The organism is Candidatus Thiodiazotropha endoloripes, from assembly GCF_001708965.1.
GTDB classification, from domain to species: Bacteria; Pseudomonadota; Gammaproteobacteria; order Chromatiales; family Chromatiaceae; genus Thiodiazotropha; species Thiodiazotropha endoloripes.
In genome coordinates, this window is record NZ_LVJW01000007.1 from 176,157 (window position 1) to 195,066 (window position 18,910).

Genomic DNA, 18,910 nt, shown 5'->3' on the forward strand with positions numbered 1-18,910 from the left:
TAGCGGCTATCTACCTAAATGGCGGTAGGCGGGGAGTGTCTGCAGCCTGTTGTCGGGTTTTGCCTCACCAACGGTAAAGTGATAGAGGCTTTGCAATCCGCTATCTTTCACGCCCGCAATCTGGTGAACCGCATCATCGAAAAAACAGCCGATGCCCGTGCCTCTGACACCATGGGCCTCCGCTTGCAGGTAGAGTACCTGACCGATCAGTCCGGCCTCCCAGAATAGCTCCGGATAGGCTAGTGGGCCTGAAGCCTGCAACGCTGTGTCGAACTCCGCCAGCATGCCAAGGCTGAAAAAGCTGCTGGCAGCGATATCCTGATGGCAACTTAGGGCTCGCGCGGCTTTTTTTACCTCAGTACTGACCAGTTGATGGAGCGGAATATGGGCAGGACAGGCTTCAATGGCCTGCCAGCTGAAATCCTCATCCAGATTCTGTTTCAGCCAGGGAAGCGCCTGCTGTGATCGGGGCAACAGATAGAGGCCGGGTGACAGACCCTCCACCCGGTGGACAAACAGCAGCAGATGTATTCGGGGCTGGTAGGGCCAGCTTTTCCACGGCTGCTCGATTGCTCGGGGCAGGCAGTGGTCGAGTATTTGATAGAAATGGCTCTGCTGCAGGATCGATTTACCATTGAAGGCCTGTGCGCTTCGTCGCTGCAGAATGATCTGGTGGATTGGCTGGTCCGGTACGCTTGCAGGTGCCGGGATCGATTCCTCCAGGGGTGCTTGCCGGCAGGGTGGGCACGCCATGAGAGGTTGTTCCAACTCATCGATCAGTGGCCAATGGTGGCTCGGCTGCTGGCTGAGCCGATTGGCATTGCCATGCCACTGGCTGGTTGTGGGGAGTTCTATCTCATCAGCACGGCTCGAGTCCGCTGTCGGATCCGGCTGCTCCTGGAGGCGGAATATCAGATCCGGGTATTCATCCTCGGCATCCTTGAAATCCTCCTGCCTGTCGAGTCCCAGTAGTTTTGCCAGCTCACCGCGGCTGACCGGTAGACGTTGCAGGCAACATCCAAGTGCTGCGGCCGAGTAGGCGAGGGCACCGATTGCATGACCGATGTCGAGCTGCACATAGCGGTAGGCCCGTTCACCATATTTCCAGGCTTCACGCCAGGCAATGCTGCTGAAGGCCAGCAGGATCTGTGGTTGGCTTTGCACAGCCGATCCGGTTTCCCCACGCAATTCCAGGGCGTGGGGATAGGGGGCATAGTGATAAACCCCATCCTTTAGTGACTTCAAGCCACTGACCAGCAGATAGGTCTCTGTTGGATGCAGATTGCCACTGGAGGGATTGCAGCGCAGTGACCATCGATCAGGTCCGTAGACCTTCCAGGCGGCCAGCCCCATGCTGAAGCGCAGCAGGCTGGAGATTTCTGTCAATCCCCAGTCCTTTATTGCAAGCTGAGGTTGCAGTTTGCTGAGGCTATTCAGCCCCGGTTCGGGCAGTTTTTCAAACTCCAGGGGAAGTTTGATCTGCGGTGCAGATTCAAACTGCCTGAATGGATTGGGCTGCTGCTCCCAGTCGAGAAAGTCCGGACCTGAGGCGTATCTGTCGAAGTGGTGCTTGGTCCGCTCGTGATAGGCGCGTACCAGCTCCAGGGTTGAAGTCGAGTGGTTTGCAATCATAGGGGGGGAAGACTGTCTTTCACTCTGGTTTGGTGATGCTCATTCGCTCGGTCTTGATACAAGTCGGAATCACCCCGCACCTCATGCAGATCCTTCTGCTCTCTACGAGGCGGCCACTTCATCGGGAGTTTTGGCCCGTATGGTAAGGGCATGCAGTTCCCCGGAGGCAATCTCCTGATTGAAAAGGGTTAAGATGGAGCGTTGTCGCTGCAGGCTTTTCATATCGGCAAACGCCGGCGTGGTGACATTGACCTCAAAGCTGCAACTCTCCCCGGCAACGCTGATTTCCGCATCCGGATAGATCTCTTTAATGCGCTGCATCAAATCTTGTTCATTCATGTCGATATCCCGTTGCTCATTAGGAGCGGCCCATTTTCTCACGGTTTCGCATCCCAGGGGCAGACTGATTCGATGAGAAATTTGTGGAAATCCGGTCGGAAATGGATGAGTAAAGCCTATTCGAGCCACTATACGGACTGGTCCCCCTTGCTACAACCGCTTGATGAGTCGGTGGATAACCGTGGTAATCGGCATAGTCAATGACACGGCCAACTGTGGAGGCTTGTCCACTTGATATCTACCTATTGAGAGATATTTGACAGTCTGCAACAGTTGGTGCAACGTTCTGTTTATCCGCTGAGCCAGGCCTGAGTCGAAGGCATGCTGAAAATCACTGAAAAGTGACTTGCAGGTTCGTCGGTTGATAATAATATTCCGGCAGGAAGGTGACCATGGATATCCATAATAAACCGATTCAAGAACGTATTGACTGGTTGTTCAACCACGCCCACAACCACTCCTGTAACTACACCAATCCGGAAAGCTGGTTAGCCCGCACCCGCTATCTGGCAGAGCACCCAACAGCAATTGCGGTACTGAAGTGTATGGATGGGCGAATCAATATCCCGATTGCCACCAATACTCCGAAAGGTATCATTCAGCCTTTCCGCAATCTGGGTGGTATGTTCGATCTGGGCTGGCCCCATCTGGGTGAAGTGCTGGCCAGCTATGTACAGAACATAATCTCCGAAGGCCGCCACACCATGATTCTGATCACCTACCACTTTTCCAAAGGTGATCCGCAAAGGGGGTGTGCCGGATTCAATTACGATACGGAGGCGGCAAAAGCTCATACTTTTGAGATCAAACGTCAGGTTGAAGCGGTATTCGGTGGAGGACACCAGACCGTCTATCCCATCGTCTGTGGTTTCGAGACCGACGAGGACGCGCTGATTCTGCATGGCAGCAACGGGGAGCTGCTGAACATGGCCGATATCAAGCCATTTGAGAGAGATACCCTCAGACCAAGGCTGGAAGCCCTGTTTCCGGATATGTCTCAGCAGATGTGTGAGGATCTACTGCCGCTGATTGCAGGCAATCTCGATCACATCGAAGCGGCCAGGAAGATCGACCGTGAACTGAATATCGAGCATCGGGAGTGGATGATCTGCATCGGTCGTGGTTTCGACTTTCTGCACATGCCGAATATTGCACTGATCATCGGTCCATACAGCCCCAGCCTGGCCGATCCGATTCATAAAGCAGCCGGTATCATTGAGAGCAACATGAAGGCTGGCCGGATACCGGATGATGGCTTTCTGCTGTTTGCCTCGGTACCTTTTCAGGATGTGGGAGTGGATCAGGCCAGGGCAAAGATGAAATCCAATTTTTTGTGTGAATTCGCTGCCAAAGAGATTCGCCAAAGCAATCCGCAACTGGCTGAGAAGATGCATGTGAAATCTGCTGTGTTGAATTGGCAGTCACGGGCGCTTGAGATAATGAATGAAGGGCCCTGATCCCGATAGAGCGGGTTAATAACTCGGTGAATGTGTAACTGTCCACCTGATCGAGTGCCAGGACCCGTTTATTGTTCCCGGGGCGGCATCAGGGTTACATTCTCATCCTGCTGGGAGATGAGCAGGGAGTGGGCCTGCTCGGCGGTCATCGGTCTGCCCAGCAGGTAACCCTGTCCAATACGACATTTGGTTGATCTGACGAAGCCGTGCTCCTGATTTGTCTCTATGCCTTCAGCGATCGCTTCCATACCCATATTCTCGGCGAGCTCCAACATACTTTGAACGATGGCTTGCCCGGTCTTGTTGCGTTCAATGTCACGTATGAAAGTCCGATCGATTTTAATCACTTTTGCAGGAAGGTTATGCAGGTAGGCCATCGATGAGTAGCCGGTTCCAAAGTCATCGATCGCTAATGGTATGCCGATGTGGCCCAGCTGTTTGAACACCTCTTTGGTGTGGTTGATATCATGCAGCATTGCCGATTCGGTTAACTCAAGTTCCAGTTCATGGCCGCTAAGGCAAAACTCGGTAATGTTGCTGGAGACTATTTTGGCTATGTCGGATTGTGAGAACAGCATGGCAGAGATATTGACTGCCATTTTACCTGGCTTCAATCCCTGTTTTAACCACTGCTGTTGTTGTTGACAGGCCATTTTCAAAACCATCAGGTCGATCTCGGCAATCTGCCCGGAATACTCAGCAATCTGGATAAATTCGCCAGGCAGCATTAGACCTTCAGTGGGATGTTGCCAGCGTACCAGAGCTTCGAAACCACAAATGGTATCGTTGTGCAGATCCCATTGTGGTTGAAAGTAGACAGTAAACTGTTGTTCACGAATCGCCGTACGCAGATCGTGTTCAACCTGTAGTGTCCGTTTCACTCGCTTGTTGATCTCATCGGAATAGAAGAGAAAACTGTCCCGGGTGTTTTTTTTCGCCTCGTACATGGCATGGTCGGCATTGATTACCAGTTCATCCGCTTCCTGTGCATCGTATGGATAGATGGCGATGCCGATACTTGCCGAGAGTTCTACCTGATGGCCATTGATGTTATAGGATTTTGCCAACTCATGAGTGATGTTCTCTGCAACGGATTGGGCCGCTGCAGTGGCTTGATCCCGATCGTCCAGGTCCGCCAGAATAACCGTGAACTCATCTCCTCCCAAACGGGCCACTGAATCATCTTCACGAAGACTCTGTTGGATACGTTTGGCTACGAACGTCAACAGCTTATCCCCGTTATCATGGCCCAGACGATCGTTGACACTCTTAAAGCGGTCGAGATCGATGAATAACATGGCGACGCAGTTCAACTTTCTTTTGGCATGAGTGATTGCGGTTTCGAGTCTGTCAATGAACAGTGTTCGGTTGGGTAGACCGCAAAGACTGTCGAAGTGGGCAAGGTAGTCGAGTCGGTTGTTCTGGGATTCGATCTCTTTATTTCGCTGCTCAATTGTCAAAAGATTGTAGGTTCTTTGACCTTCCAGACGAAAAAGGCTTACCGCAACAATGATGCCTGTGGTGAGCAGCATAACCACCAGAATGACGGTGATTTGCTCGAACCTTTTCATTTCAGCATTGATGGATGCTTGCAGCAGGCTCTTGACCTGGTCCGCCTGGTCGATAAAGCCGGCAAACACCTGGTCAAATTTCTGATCGATGCCGGAACCCGGCAGGGAGGCTGCGTAGTTGCCATAACGCTCTTCAGCAATACGGCGGAATTGATCAAGTGCTTTGCGTACTGACTCAATCTGCTGACGCATCGATTTCGATTGCAGTGGTACGAAGGTTCCCTCCTGATTGCTGCCCCCCTCAAGCAGGGCGCGTGCATACCAGTCGGACTCATCCAGATAGTGCCAGACATCCTCGATCAGTTCATTACGGTCGCCGGAGATGATCTCCTCGAACCAGAGGTGTGCCATGGTGGCATTGTGCTTGATTTCCATCGCCGCATCGATCTGTGGTGCATGGCGACGGGCCATTTGATCACCAGTGAACGACAGATAACCGACAATGCCGAGTGAGATCAGCAGGGTCACGCCAAAGCCTATGGAGAGATGTCCGATCTTCGGTGGTTTCATTTTGTTGTCATCCCAATTCCATTTCCTCTCTAAGGATTATCGGGTTGAGGTCATTACTTACCGTACACGCAGCGAGGATATCAGTGCGTCTGAATGGTTAATCCTTGTAGGAATCTAAGGGTATTGAGTGTCATTCTGCGATCAGGATCTGTGGATATCAACTCCCATATAATTAGGTTTTTACTTGAAATCACCTGATGAGTGTTAACAGGCCCTAGCAGTCTCCAGGCCACTTACAGCAATGCATGACATTTCAATAATATCCTGCCTGCCCAGTCCGAACATCGCAAATATTTGGAAAATAAATAAAAAGATTGGGTAATGGAATTGCAATCCTAGCGTCAATTGAGCGTTATATTCGACTGTTAGGGTAGCGCCACCTAACAGGAGATATCTAGATGTCTGTACAGATGGTGCGTAGAGGAAGCGGTGGGCTTCCCATCTATCGGCAGATCAGTGATCTGTTGCGAAGAGAGATACAGGATCTCTATAAGGCGGGTGATGCTTTGCCCCCGGAAGGGGAGCTGGCGATACGATTCAATGTCAACCGCCATACCCTGAGAAGAGCGATTGATGAACTCGTCAATGAAGGACTGGTAATACGCCGGCACGGATCAGGTGTTTTCGTTTTGTCGCCAACAATTGATTACTGTATCAATGCAGAAACCCGCTTCACTGCCACACTGGAGAGCAAAGGCAAGACAACCCAGAGCAGAGTATTACGTAAACAGATCATCCTGGCCAAGGGTGGCGTTGCCTCACGCTTGCAGGTGCCGGTAGGGGAGGAGGTGATCTTTCTTGAGACCCTGCGTGAAGTAGACAGCAAGCCATTCTGTGTAATCTCCCACTTTCTGCCATTACAACAGGTACCCCAGGTCCTGGCCGATTACAACAGCGGTTCACTGCATGCCTTTCTCGAACAGCAGAGCAATATCAAGGTACTGCGAAGTGAGAGTCTGATCAGCGCTGTGATTCCTGAAGCTGATGATGCAGTTCTGTTGAATATGCCCCGCAATCTACCGGTACTGCGGGTTAAGAGCGTCAATTTGGCGGTCCACAACAAGAGACCGGTGGAATATGTGGTAACGCGATTTAGAGGCGATGCCACACAACTCTCTGTTAATCCCTAGCAACATTACCCAACTGTCGAGGAAAAGTAATGAAACTGAAGAAACTGTTAGCTGCGGGCATCGCCGCAGTCATTTTATCCACTCCTGTGTTTGCAGCCAAGCTGCCGGATGGTACTAAAGAAAACCCACTGCGTGTGTTGATGATTCCAGCGGATACCGGTACCAATGATATCACCCAGGACTATGCCCCTGTGTTCAATGGCATCACCAAGCACTACGGGATTCATTTCAAACTGGCGGCCGGTGAGAGTTATGCGGCTGTAGTCGAAGGTATGTGCAATAATCAGGCTGATATCGCCTGGTATGGCGCTGTGACTTATGGACAGGCCAACAAGAAGTGTGGTGTTGATTTGCTGGCAGTGGATGTGAAGAAAGGTGACGCATCTTACTACTCCGGTATCTTTGTCGCCAAAGACAGCGGTATCGACACCATTTCCGATCTGAAGGGTAAAGGTGTAGCCTTCGGCAGCCCCAACTCCACCTCTTCTTTTAATTTTCCAGTGGCGATGCTGATTGCCGGTGAAATCGATCCGGTGAAAGATCTGAGCAAAGTGATCATCGCGGGCTCCCACTCGGCCTCTCTGGCTGCATTGGCTGAGGGAAAGGTTGATGCGGCGGCTGCCTCATACAACTCCTTCGGCAAGGCGGTAAAGAAGGGCGCCATTGATCCTGCCAAATTCAAACCGCTGGTTAAATCCCAGCCGATCCCAAATCCACCTCTGGCCATGAACAAGGGTATCTCTGATGACCTGAAAGCGAAGCTGCGTAAAGCCTTCAGTGAGATTCACACCAAGATTGCAGCGGATAAGATCCGTGGCTATGGCGGTAAGAAGGTGGACCGTTATGACACTCAGTTCGAAGAGCAGAAAATCTTCGAGGCACTGGCGAAACTGGCTGCTGTTACCAAGCAGGTCAAAGCCGAGATGATCGATAAAGCCGGTCAGCGATAAGCGACTGGTATGTATGCGGCCGTAAGGCCGCAGCCAGGGGACGGTAGCACCGTCCCCATCACTGCTTTTTCGAGGTATCGCTATGTTGAAATTCGAATCTGTCAGTCGTATCTACGACGATGGTACACGAGCGGTCGATGATGTCTCCCTGCATGTAAAGAAAGGCGAGTTCTGCGTGCTGCTCGGGCCCTCGGGAGCCGGTAAGAGTACCCTGATGAATATGGTCAACGGTGTGGTGGTTCCCAGCAGTGGCAACCTCATAATCGGCGGAGAGATCCTCTCCAAAAGAACCCGCTCCAGCATCCAGCGGCGGGTCGGCATGATCCACCAGCAGCTACACCTGGTGCCCAGATTGTCTGTACTGCACAACGTGCTCTCCGGTCTGTTGCCGGGTACCGGATTCTGGCGCAGTCTGCTGAAGTGGTTTCCCCTTGATGATCAGCTCAATGCCTGTCAACTGCTTCATGAGGTCGGGATGGAGGAGAAGCATCTCTACCGCCGTGCATCGGAACTTTCCGGTGGCCAGCAACAGCGGGTGGCAATCGCCCGTGCCTTCATCTCCAAACCTGAAGTGGTATTGGCTGATGAACCTGTGGCCAGTCTGGATCCGGCGATGAGTCGTAGTGTCCTTGAGAGTTTGAAAAGCGCCGCCAGAAACCACGCTGCCACCGTCATCTGTACCTTGCATCAGCTTGAGTACGCACTTGAATTCGCCGACCGTATCGTCGCCTTGCGTAAGGGTAAGGTGTTCTTCGATGGTCATCCAGCGGAACTGGATGAGGCAACCCAGTCAGAACTCTACGAGCTGGCGAAGCCAGTCGCTGAAGTTGCCCAGGAGGCAGCATGAATACTGATACCGTTCACTCAAGTTGGCAGCAGTGGCAGCTGCACCGGAGTATCACACCACGCAATCTGTTGATTGCTTTTGTGGCCTTTGCACTGCTCTCCATTTCAGCTCATAACACTGAGATGGACAAGGCATTTATGCAGACCTCACAGGCGCTGCTGTCGGCTGTGGGGATTGGTGAATCACCGGTATTGGATGGTGCGATCCGTTTTGGCAGTCAAGCCTTTCCTTTGGTCATCTCGCAACGGACTCCGGTTAATAGACTGGATGAATTCGATCGGGACAATCTGCCCCTTTTTGCCTACATAGAGGTAGCTGAAGATCGGGATTATGACGCCCTGACCGATAGCTGGGAAGTGGAAACCACAGAGTTTCTGGTAGAACCCGTTGGTTATCTGGTGAAGGTGTCATGGAAGATGTGGGAGACCATCGAGATGGGTTTCTGGGGAACCTTTATCTCCATCATGATCTCCTTGCCCCTGGGTATCCTCTCCAGCCGTAACTACACGCCTCACCGAATTGTCTACAGTATCGCCCGTGGCTGGTTGAGTCTGCACCGGGCCATGCCCGAGTTGATTATCGCTCTGTTTCTGGTGCTGATGTATGGCTTCGGTCCGATTGCCGGTGTGTTGGCCCTGGCTATTCACACCAGTGGCGTACTGGGAAAATTTTTTGCGGACGAGATCGAGAATGCTCCTCCCGGCCCTCAGTTGGCACTCAAGGCTTCCGGCGCCAGTTCATTGAAAGTGCTGCGCTATGCGGTATTCCCCCATGTTTTTCCCGCCTGGATCGCATATGTGCAGTACATCTTTGAGCGCAACATCCGTACCGCTACTGTATTGGGGATCGTTGGTGCGGGTGGTATCGGCATGGAGTTAAAGGGCCGCTGGGATCTGTTCGACTACGGTCACGTCACCACGATCCTGCTGGCGATTTTTATCACTGTCCTGCTACTCGAATATTTCTCACAGAAGATGCGTAACAAGACCCTTTAAAAGGCTAGTTCTGTCCAATAAAACCATTGTGAACAGCAACCGATCCATCCAGTTGAGGAATCAGTGAAATGACAAGAGAAGAGTGGGTAAGTGCATTGACAGCACTGCCCGAGGAGCGCTTGAGGGAGCTGGTCAACGGCTTTCCTGCAGATTGGAAAGTCCAACCCACTACCTTGCCACAGGTTGGTCTCGGCATGATGAAGATGAAAGAGAGTGCATTCAACGAATCTTTCTATCTTGGTGAGTTTCCCCTTGCCAGTTGTACGGTCACAGTCACCACCGAATCTGGTGATCGTGCTGAAGGTGGTGCATTGGTAATGGATGATCGGATGGAGCGTGCTGAACAACTGGCACTCTGCGACGCGGTACTGGCTGGCAGACTGCCTGGTTGGCAAAAGGTCGAAGCGCTATTGCATGAGGGTCGTGTCAGGCGTGAACAGATCAGTCTGGTGCGAAAGGCGATGCTGGCACGCACCAAGGTGGATTTTTCTCTGCTAGAGGATGTGGGAGGTGAGGATGTTTGAAGTTGCACCCATCTGGCAATCGCACATCCAGCAGCAGAACTATCGTCTACTGCTGGAAGCCATGTCCCGACCCGGCAGTGTGCACTCGATACAGGGTCTGAACACATCATCGAATTCTATGCTGGCGGTATTGGCTGCTCTGCTTGATAGTTCAGTGCGTTTCTGTGACTCGAGTGAGCTGCTTGAGACCTCAGACATCGCCTTGCTGCAAGCCATTCAAACACTACCGGAGGAGGCGGACTATCTGCTCTGTTCTGGTATTGACGTACCTGACTTTCAACCCAGGCTTGGCTCATTGGCCAGTCCGGAGCAATCGGCCACACTGCTGGTTCACGTGTCGGCACTGATAGCGGGCGATCTGCAGCTGGATCTGACTGGACCCGGTATCAAGGAGAAACGGATCTGCAACATCCAGGGCCTCGATCCTGATTGGCTGGTCAAACGTGAGTCCTGGGTGTGTGGCTTTCCGTTGGGTGTCGATCTGATTCTGATTGATCAACAGCAGTTGATGGCACTGCCCCGTACCACCCGTGTGGAGGTGCACTGATGGCTTATGTGGCAATCAAGGGTGGTGCTAAGGCCATCGAAGGAAGCAAGCTGGCGTATGATTTTCTGCGTAGCCGTCAGGGTGAGGGTAGTCAGCCACTGGATACGTCTACGATTGAAAACCAGTTGCGGCTGTTGCACAGCCGGGTGATATCAGAGGGGGGTGTCTACCATCCAAAGTTGGCATCCCTGGCCATTAAACAGGCTCAGGGAGACACCCTGGAGGCAGCCTTCGCATTGAGGGCGTACCGTTCCACCATGCCGCGTCTTGCTGAGACCGAGGCAATGGACACCAGTCGCATGCGGATTACCCGACGCATCTCATCCGCCTTCAAGGATATTCCAGGAGGGCAGATGCTGGGTGCCACCACGGACTACCATTTACGGCTGATGCGAATGGAGTTACTCGATGAATCAGCGGAAGCCTTTATGGCGATCTCCAGAAGCTGGTTCGATGGACTTGATGTGGCACAGATTCCTGATACCTTCCCCAAGGTTCTGGAGGGACTTCGTCAGCAGGGATTGTTGGCTGAAGCACCACACAATCCTCATCAGGATCTACCCTTCGACATCACCCGGGAGCCGCTGATCTTCCCGGTGCCCCGGTCAGCTGCTCTGGCGACCATGACGCGCAGTGAACAGGGTTCTCTGTTGGCGCTGGCCTACTCGAACATGCGCGGCTATGGGGATATCCATCCAACGGTGGCCGAATTGCGGGTAGGTTTCGTGCCAGTGATGCTGCCGCATCCGATCAGCGGAAAGCCGATGGAGATTGGTGAGGTGGAGATCACCGAATGTGAGGTGGTTGCGATGTATGAGAGTGATGAGCAGGGGGGCAAGCCGAGTTTCACGCTTGGCTACGGTGCCTGCTTTGGTCACAACGAAGTGAAAGCGATCAGTATGGCGATTCTGGATCGTTCACTGCAAAAGGGTATGCAGGGTACCCCATCCAATCCTTCAGAAGATCCGGAGTTCGTGCTCCTGCACATTGACGGTATCGACTCGATGGGGTTCTGCACTCATTACAAAATGCCCCATTACGTGACTTTTCAATCGGACATGGATCGGCTGCGTGCCACCCAGAGTAAACAGGCTGCTGAGGATCAGAAATCATGAACGATGAGCACTTCGGTTTTCTCGATGAGTACGCCAAGAAGGAGGTGCGTCGAGCAACCCTCAAGGCCGTGGCGATCCCCGGTTATCAGGTACCTTACTCAAGCCGCGAAATGCCGATGGGTCGAGGCTTCGGTACCGGGGGGTTGCAGCTTACCCTGGCGTTGATCGGTCGTGGTGAGACCTTGAAGGTGATCGACCAGGGTTCCGATGACTCGGTGAACGCAGTCAATCTGCGTAGCTTCATTGAGATGACCTGTCCAGGTATCCATACAACATGCAGAACCGAGCAGGCGGATCTGATCCAGTCACGTCATCGGATCCCTGAGAAACCTCTGCGTGAGGATCAGTTGCTGGTTCTGCAGGTTCCATATCCGGATGCTCTGGTGGTTGTGGAAGCCTCTGAAGACAAGCGCAAACTGCTGCATGGTGAGGCCGATTACTCCCGCCTGTTGGTCAAACTCTATGAAGATATTGTCAAATTCAGTGAGATCACCATATCCCACCGCTATCCAACCCGCATCAATAACCACTATGTGATCGATCCGTCACCCATTCCCCGATGGGATGTGCCCAAGTTACATCAGTCGCCTGCCTTGATTCTGCTGGGAGCCGGTCGGGAGAAAAAGATCTACGCAGTACCACCCTATACCCAGGCTATACCTCTGGCTTTCGAGGATGTGCCGTTCCGGGTGGAGGATTTCAGTGACGAACAGGGGCAACGCAGAAGCTGTGTGCGCTGTGGATGCAACAGCAGCTTCCTGGATGAGTATGTGGACTCCGCCACTGGTGAACAGGTCTACCGCTGTTCCGATTCGGATTGGTGCAATCAACAGCTTGAACTTCAGCGACGGGTGGAAGAAGTTGTGGAGGTGGCCAATGGATGAGGTGCTCAGTGTCAGTGGGCTCTCAAAACGCTATGGGCGAGGTTGTCCGGCATGTTATGCGATGACCGGTCCGCAATTTGAAACCAATATTTGCCCCCAGTGTGGCAGTGTGGTAGCTGCTCATGATGTCTCCTTCAATCTCTATCAGGGAGAGATACTCGGCATCATGGGTGAATCGGGTTCCGGTAAGTCCACTGCTGTGAAATGTCTCTATTTCGATGAAGAACCGAGCATGGGTAGTGCGCAGTTTTTCGACCAGGGGATGGCCTACCAGTTGTTCGATCTGAATAAGGCACAGCAGCGACGTTTGGCTAATCAGCGCTTTGGTATGGTCTATCAAAATCCCCACCTCGGTTTGAATTTCGATATTTCGGCCGGTGGCAATATCGCCGAACGGTTGCTGATGTCCAATGCGGACAACTATAAACAGATCCGACAACGGGCTGTCAGTCTGCTCTCCCGGACTGAGGTATTGACAGAACGGATGGATGAGATGCCGCGCAACTTCTCAGGGGGCATGCAACAGCGGGTTCAGATTGCCAAGGCTCTGGCTACCAATCCGCCACTGCTGTTTCTCGACGAAGTTACTACCGGTCTTGATCTTTCGGTGCAGGCGGCAATCCTCGATCTGATCCTGGAGATTCAGCAGCAGTCCCGTACCTCGATGATAGTAGTGACCCACGACCTGGGTGTGATTCGTCTGCTGGCAGACAGAACTCTGGTGATGAAGTACGGACGTGTCATAGAAAGTGGACTCACAGATCAGATTCTCGAGGATCCACAACACGCCTATACGCAACGTCTGGTTGCCTCAGCCCTGTAAGGAATTGATTCATGAAGCAGCAGTTGGTCCTGTCTGTTGAAGGTTATACCAAAGCGTTTTCCCTGCATGAACAGGGTACGGTGATCCCCTCTGCCAAGGATGTGGATCTGCAGGTTTACAGCGCTAGTCTCACCGCGCTTGTCGGTCCTACGGGAGCAGGTAAGTCGAGCATCTTGAAGGGTATATACCGCACATATCTGGCGACCTCGGGACAGCTTTTTTACACCATGCAGTCAGGGCAACAGGTCGATCTGGTGCAGGCGGATGAACACCTGATCCTGACACTACGGCGTAACGAAATTGGCTTTGTCACCCAGTTTCTTCACTTTCTGCCTCGTCAATCCACCGAGTTGGTGGTGGCCCAGCCATTGATCCAACGGGGGCGTCCTGTGGAAGAGGCGCTGGCTGTGGCACGGGATATGTTGGCCGCCATGAACCTGCCGCGTCGTTTGTGGAGTATCTCACCCGCTACATTCTCAGGTGGAGAAAAGCAGCGGGTCAATCTGGCTCGAGGGCTGGTTGCCAGACCACGCTTGCTGCTGCTCGATGAGCCAACCGCCAGCCTTGATCCCATCACCTGCGAACGGGTGATAAGACAGATCGAAGAGCTGAAAAAGGAGGGGATAGCCATGCTGGCCATCTTCCACCAGCCAGAGCTGGTTAAACGTATCGCTGATCGTGTGGTGGAACTCGAACCACCGTTGAATGGGCAAACACAACTTGAGGATATCGCCTGATGAAGACCTATCTGACACATGCCCGCATCGTACTTGCTGATGAGGTGCTCGACGATGCTTCTCTGTTGATGGAGGAGGGTGTCATTAGCGGGATCAATCCCCTCTCCTGCGGTGATGCAATAGAGATTGATCTACAGGGAGAGTTGCTGATGCCCGGAATGATCGACCTGCATTGCGATGCCCTGGAGAAGGAGGTTGAGCCCAGACCCAATGTCCATTTTCCATTGGATTTCGCTTGCGCCCAAGCGGATAAACGCAATGCGTCCGCTGGTATTACCACGGTCTATCATGCCCTCTCATTTGCCAATGACGAACTGGGTGTACGCAACAATGGTTTTGCCGCCGAAGTGGCCAGGGCAGTACACGACTGGCGTCCCCATGGTCTGGTCGACAATCGGGTGCATTGCCGTTATGAGATTACCGATGAGAGTGGACTGCCGATTCTTCAGCAACTGCTGGCGGATGATGCCATGCACATGGTCTCGATGATGGATCACACCCCTGGACAGGGTCAGTTCAAGGATATGGCCGCCTACCGGGACTACCTGACTCGCACTTATAAAAAAACCGCAGACGAAGTGGAAGTGATTGTGGAGCGCAAACTGGCGGCCGCCAGCGGCGCTTTTGCGCGGATGCAGACCCTGGCTGAGGCTGCTCACAGTGCAGGTATCTCAGTGGCCAGTCATGATGACGACTCGACAGAACGGGTGGATACCATGCTCGGCATAGGCGCCGATATCTCCGAATTTCCGATCAACATGGTTGCAGCTGCCGCTGCCAAGGCAGCCGGCATGTCTACCATATTCGGCGCACCGAATATCATTCGCGGTAAGAGTCAATCCGGTTCCATGCGGGCGATCGATGCCATTCATCAGGGGCTGGCCGACTGTCTTTGTGCGGATTATGCTCCGGCCACCCTGATAGTGGCGGTGATGCGTATTCCACAGATGTCAGATCTCAGCCTGCCCGAGGCGATGCGCCTGGTTACCGTGAATCCGGCCAAGGCCGCGCAACTCGATGACCGGGGTATGATTGAAGTCGGCAAACGTGCTGATCTGATTGCGGTGGGAGAACCGGGTGGTGTACCTCAGGTAACCGATTGCTGGGTTCACGGCAAGTTGGCTTACCGGGCGCGCTACGATCATGGCTGAACTGTTCTATATCATTGGTGCGTCCGGTGTCGGCAAGGATAGCCTGATCAATTACCTGCGACAGCATCTACTGCCCGGTGCACCGGTGGCAATTGCCCATCGCTATATCACACGGCCTATCGATGCTAACGGTGAAAACCACATTGAGCTGAGTGAGACAGAGTTTGCCAATCGTATGTATTGGGGATGTTTTGCACTCGAGTGGTACAGCCATAAAACCTGGTATGGTATCGGTGTTGAAATTGATCAGTGGCTATCGTGCGGTCTGAGTGTTGTGGTCAATGGTTCACGGGCCTATCTTGATGAGGCAACTCATCTCTATCCCGATATCATACCGGTGTTGATTAAATCGGATTATGATCAGTTACGTCAGCGATTGATAAAGCGGGGTCGGGAGAGTGCAGAACAGATCGAACATCGACTCGAGACAGCCCGCTTGCTCGACCAGCAACTTCAACATCCCCAATTGCAACAGATCAACAACAACGGCCCCATCGAGCTTGCTGGTGAACAGCTGCTGAAACTGGTGCAAAGAGAGGCGTCCAGGACATGCGCCTGAAGTTGCTTGGTAGTGGCAACGCTGCTGGTATGCCACTCTATGGTTGTCGTTGCGAGGCTTGTGATGAAGCCACTGCCAACCACCTGTTACAACGCACACCTTGCAGTGCTCAGCTCGATATCGGCGGCCGTACCTATCTGCTGGATGCCGGACAGATGAATCTGACTCAAAGGTTCCCGGCTGGCAGCTTGGATGGGATACTGTTAACCCACTTCCATGTGGACCATGTACAGGGACTGTTTCATCTGCGTTGGGGAGTTGGTGAAGAAATTCCGGTCTATTGTCCTGAAGATGATGAGGGCTGTGCGGACCTCTATAAACATCCGGGAAACCTGCGTTTCCATCACCAGCAAGCGTTTGTGCCATTCATGCTGAACGAGTTGCGGGTAACTCCTTTGTCTCTCAACCACTCCAAGCCAACATTCGGTTATCTGTTTACAGGGCATAACGTGCAGATTGCCTATCTGACCGATACCAAAGGGTTGCCACCGACAACGGCTGAGTTGTTGAGAAGACAGCAGATCGATCTGATGGTCATCGACTGCAGTCTGGTACCCGGTTGCGATCGCCAGGGTCACAACAACCTGGATGATGCGCTGGATCTGCATGAAACCATCGGGTCAAGTCATACCGTACTGACCCACATTGGTCATGATCTGGATATCTGGTTGAAGGCAAATCCTCAGGCGCTACCGGAAAATATCCTGGTGGGATCTGACGACCAAATTGTCTACCCGGTCGATTGATCATGCATAACGCCTATATGATGATCGGCGCCTCGGTGCTGATGCATGTGGCCTGGAACCTGTTGGCCCGCCACGTGGACCCCAGGGCCAACTATCTCTGGTGGGGATTGTTGGCGCACCTGCTGTTGCTTGGTCCCTGGGCTCTGTGGAATTTGCTGGAAAATGCCGACTGGAATCAACGACTGCTGTTGGCGATGTCAGTCACGGCACTCTCCAACACCCTCTATTTCATTGCGCTCAGACGCGCCTACCACTATGCACCGGTAGCCCTGGTCTACCCATTGGCTCGAAGTTCACCACTTCTGATTGTGGTTTGGTCATGGCTTTTCTTTGCTGATGAGTTGTCTATGTCCGAAGTTTCAGCCATTGGTGTCAGTGTATTCGGTTTGTGGATATTGTCCGCCTCATCCGGAGATGGTGATACCAGACATGCACTTCCATGGACACTGCTTGCAGCTCTCTGCACCAGTCTTTACTCATTGAGCGACAAGCTGGCGGTCGCCTATCTACCAGGATTTGCCGAACAACTTGGTTTTATAACTGTTGGTTATGCAGCGTCCTTCTTTGGCTTAACCTTGATGCAGAAAAAACAGACCGGCAGTTGGATACCTCCGCTAAAGCCTTCCTGGTCACAGATGTTGGTTGGGGGGTTATGTATCGGTGTTGCCTATGCTCTGGTGGTGGGAGCCATGCGTGAATTGCCAGCAGCCCATGCGGTTGCTTTCACCAATGGGGGTATTGTTTTGGCAGTACTGCTCTCTGTTTTTCTGTTCCATGAAAAAGCTCATTGGCGGCAACGTTTAGTCGGTGCAGGTGTGGTCAGCACCGGCCTGCTCCTGTTGGGATGGGTGAGATGAGCTGACAATCATGGGTGTTCTGCTAATGCAGCCTGGACAACCAGGCATCAGTCGTTGCCTGTGTCATCTCCAGAACTTCTCCCGGAAACAGTCCGAACATCAGCACCAGCAGGGAAAACACCAGCATGGTCAGCAGTTCTCTGGGCTTCAGATCCTGAGCGGTGCGAATCTGACTGTCGGTAATCGGTCCGTAAAAACTTTGTCGATAGCTGTTGAGCAGATAGCCGGCTCCGATGATGATGCCGAACAACGCAGCCAACCCTGCACCAGTATGGGTAGTCAGGGCGCTGATGAGGATCAGAAACTCAGCCGGGAATCCACTGGTACCGGGTATCCCCAGTGAGGCGAGACCGAGAAACATGAAGAAGGCAGCCAGCAGCGGCATGGATTGGGCCACACCTCCGAGATGGATCAGGTCTGTTGAGCCCAGGCGATGGTGCAGATAACCGGTGAGTAGAAAGAGGCCGCCGGCAATCAGCACAAAGTTGTAGAGCTGGAACATCGCGCCCTGCAGGCCCTGCTGATTGAAAGCGGCGACACCCAGCACAACCAGACCGACATGGCTCATCGATGAATAAGCGAGCATACGGCGCAGATTGGTCTGATTCAGTGCGGCCAGTGCACCATACAGGATGCCCACCACGCCAAGTCCAGCCAACAACCAGTGCAACTCCTGGGCAGCGGTGGGCGCCAGGGGGATGGCAAAACGGATTAGTCCATAGGCGCCCAGTTTCAACCCGACCAACAGTGCGGCAATCGGCACCGGCCCCTCCAGGGCTACGATCGGTAGCCAGGTGTGTAGAGGGAACAGAGGGGTTTTGATGGCAAAACCGATCAGCAGGAAAACAAAGACGATGGTCTCCATGCCTGGGGGCAGGGGTGTGTCGAGCAGAGTCAGATAGTCGAATGAGAGTCCCGCCGGGGGAGTCGCACCGATGATCTCAGCATGGTTGATCGCCAGTACGGTAAAAGCCAGCAACAGGGGGATACCGCCTGCCAGCATGAACAGGGTGTACTTGGTTGCGGCGTAGCGCCGGTGTGGGCCGATGCCCCATAAGCTGATCAGAAAATAGAGTGGCGCCAGGGTCAGTTCCCAAAACAGGAAAAAGGCCAGGGTATCGATACTGATAAAGACACCCAGAGTAGCGGTGGCGAACATCAGCAGCAGACTGTAGTAGATACGCGGCATGTTCTGGATCCGCTTCCATGACGCCAGGGTTACGGCGATAAACAGCAAGATCGTCAGCGGCAGAAAAGGGGCGGAAAATCCATCGATGCCGAATCTGAAATGGGCATCCAGCGCCGGTATCCAGGGATAGGTCTCCACCATCTGGAAGTCACTGCTGGCACTATCCAGCAGAATCAGCGCAGCGAGGGCCGGGATCAGGGCCAGGACCAGTGTGACCAGGCTGATCATCCTGGCTCTAACCTGGGGGATCAGCCAGATCATGGCGATACCGAGCAGTGGCAACAACAGCAGGGTTGAGAGCAGCGGCATGTTGGTGAGTGTTTCGATTCGGCCCATGGTGATTAACT

19 protein-coding genes are annotated in these 18,910 nt (G+C 53.1%); 15 read left to right on the plus strand and 4 right to left on the minus strand.

Annotation, left to right across the window (positions count from 1 at the left end):
• Window positions 1-6 precede the first annotated feature (6 nt).
• Together A3193_RS19205 and A3193_RS19210 are read right to left on the minus strand one after the other, a co-directional pair.
• Window positions 7-1,632, minus strand: a complete 1,626-nt coding sequence (locus A3193_RS19205) for a SagB family peptide dehydrogenase (RefSeq protein WP_069015618.1) — start codon at window positions 1,630-1,632, stop codon at window positions 7-9.
• A 102-nt stretch (window positions 1,633-1,734) separates the two neighbouring features.
• Window positions 1,735-1,971: a BolA/IbaG family iron-sulfur metabolism protein gene (locus A3193_RS19210; protein WP_069006393.1), complete on the minus strand. Its 237-nt coding sequence runs from the start codon at window positions 1,969-1,971 to the stop codon at window positions 1,735-1,737.
• A gap of 392 nt (window positions 1,972-2,363) precedes the next feature.
• Here A3193_RS19210 and A3193_RS19215 point away from each other — a divergent pair, with 392 nt between their 5' ends.
• Window positions 2,364-3,428: a carboxysome shell carbonic anhydrase domain-containg protein gene (locus tag A3193_RS19215; RefSeq protein ID WP_201258748.1), complete on the plus strand. Its 1,065-nt coding sequence runs from the start codon at window positions 2,364-2,366 to the stop codon at window positions 3,426-3,428.
• A 68-nt stretch (window positions 3,429-3,496) separates the two neighbouring features.
• Here the strand turns inward: A3193_RS19215 and A3193_RS19220 are convergent, their stop codons facing one another.
• Window positions 3,497-5,509: a putative bifunctional diguanylate cyclase/phosphodiesterase gene (locus A3193_RS19220; protein ID WP_069015619.1), complete on the minus strand. Its 2,013-nt coding sequence runs from the start codon at window positions 5,507-5,509 to the stop codon at window positions 3,497-3,499.
• Window positions 5,510-5,907: 398 nt separating this feature from the next.
• Here A3193_RS19220 and phnF point away from each other — a divergent pair, with 398 nt between their 5' ends.
• From phnF to A3193_RS19290, 14 genes are all read left to right on the plus strand, one after another.
• On the plus strand, window positions 5,908-6,639 hold the full coding sequence (gene phnF / locus A3193_RS19225; RefSeq protein WP_083218876.1) for a phosphonate metabolism transcriptional regulator PhnF: 732 nt from the start codon (window positions 5,908-5,910) through the stop codon (window positions 6,637-6,639).
• Between the two features lie 29 nt (window positions 6,640-6,668).
• Window positions 6,669-7,589 (plus strand): phosphate/phosphite/phosphonate ABC transporter substrate-binding protein, encoded by a 921-nt coding sequence (locus tag A3193_RS19230; protein WP_069006390.1) that lies wholly within the window; start codon window positions 6,669-6,671, stop codon window positions 7,587-7,589.
• A gap of 82 nt (window positions 7,590-7,671) precedes the next feature.
• Window positions 7,672-8,436, plus strand: coding sequence for a phosphonate ABC transporter ATP-binding protein (phnC, locus tag A3193_RS19235; protein WP_069006389.1), 765 nt, complete (start codon window positions 7,672-7,674; stop codon window positions 8,434-8,436).
• Window positions 8,433-9,431 (plus strand): phosphonate ABC transporter, permease protein PhnE, encoded by a 999-nt coding sequence (gene phnE / locus A3193_RS19240; protein ID WP_069006388.1) that lies wholly within the window; start codon window positions 8,433-8,435, stop codon window positions 9,429-9,431. The genes phnC and phnE overlap by 4 nt, the downstream gene beginning before the upstream one ends.
• A 68-nt stretch (window positions 9,432-9,499) precedes the next feature.
• Window positions 9,500-9,955, plus strand: a complete 456-nt coding sequence (phnG, locus tag A3193_RS19245; protein ID WP_069006387.1) for a phosphonate C-P lyase system protein PhnG — start codon at window positions 9,500-9,502, stop codon at window positions 9,953-9,955.
• Window positions 9,948-10,502, plus strand: coding sequence for a phosphonate C-P lyase system protein PhnH (gene phnH, locus A3193_RS19250; protein WP_069015620.1), 555 nt, complete (start codon window positions 9,948-9,950; stop codon window positions 10,500-10,502). The genes phnG and phnH overlap by 8 nt, the downstream gene beginning before the upstream one ends.
• Window positions 10,502-11,617: a carbon-phosphorus lyase complex subunit PhnI gene (locus A3193_RS19255; RefSeq protein WP_069006385.1), complete on the plus strand. Its 1,116-nt coding sequence runs from the start codon at window positions 10,502-10,504 to the stop codon at window positions 11,615-11,617. Before phnH ends, A3193_RS19255 begins: the two co-directional genes overlap by 1 nt.
• Complete coding sequence (locus tag A3193_RS19260) at window positions 11,614-12,501, plus strand: alpha-D-ribose 1-methylphosphonate 5-phosphate C-P-lyase PhnJ (RefSeq protein ID WP_069015621.1); 888 nt, start codon at window positions 11,614-11,616, stop codon at window positions 12,499-12,501. Before A3193_RS19255 ends, A3193_RS19260 begins: the two co-directional genes overlap by 4 nt.
• The gene (locus tag A3193_RS19265) at window positions 12,494-13,324 is read left to right on the plus strand and encodes an ATP-binding cassette domain-containing protein (protein WP_069006383.1); all 831 of its coding nucleotides are present in this window, start codon (window positions 12,494-12,496) and stop codon (window positions 13,322-13,324) included. Before A3193_RS19260 ends, A3193_RS19265 begins: the two co-directional genes overlap by 8 nt.
• Before the next feature lie 11 nt (window positions 13,325-13,335).
• A complete protein-coding gene (locus tag A3193_RS19270; protein ID WP_069006382.1) occupies window positions 13,336-14,061 on the plus strand; it encodes a phosphonate C-P lyase system protein PhnL in 726 nt (241 codons plus the stop codon).
• Window positions 14,061-15,212: an alpha-D-ribose 1-methylphosphonate 5-triphosphate diphosphatase gene (locus A3193_RS19275; RefSeq protein ID WP_069015622.1), complete on the plus strand. Its 1,152-nt coding sequence runs from the start codon at window positions 14,061-14,063 to the stop codon at window positions 15,210-15,212. Before A3193_RS19270 ends, A3193_RS19275 begins: the two co-directional genes overlap by 1 nt.
• Complete coding sequence (phnN, locus tag A3193_RS19280; RefSeq protein ID WP_069006380.1) at window positions 15,205-15,771, plus strand: phosphonate metabolism protein/1,5-bisphosphokinase (PRPP-forming) PhnN; 567 nt, start codon at window positions 15,205-15,207, stop codon at window positions 15,769-15,771. Before A3193_RS19275 ends, phnN begins: the two co-directional genes overlap by 8 nt.
• Window positions 15,762-16,517, plus strand: a complete 756-nt coding sequence (gene phnP, locus A3193_RS19285; protein ID WP_069006379.1) for a phosphonate metabolism protein PhnP — start codon at window positions 15,762-15,764, stop codon at window positions 16,515-16,517. The genes phnN and phnP overlap by 10 nt, the downstream gene beginning before the upstream one ends.
• Before the next feature lie 2 nt (window positions 16,518-16,519).
• Window positions 16,520-17,374 (plus strand): EamA family transporter, encoded by an 855-nt coding sequence (locus A3193_RS19290; protein ID WP_069006378.1) that lies wholly within the window; start codon window positions 16,520-16,522, stop codon window positions 17,372-17,374.
• Window positions 17,375-17,396: 22 nt separating this feature from the next.
• On the opposite strand, the gene A3193_RS19295 is transcribed toward A3193_RS19290, so the two are convergent.
• On the minus strand, window positions 17,397-18,899 hold the full coding sequence (locus A3193_RS19295) for a complex I subunit 4 family protein (RefSeq protein WP_069015623.1): 1,503 nt from the start codon (window positions 18,897-18,899) through the stop codon (window positions 17,397-17,399).
• Window positions 18,900-18,910: the final 11 nt, after the last annotated feature.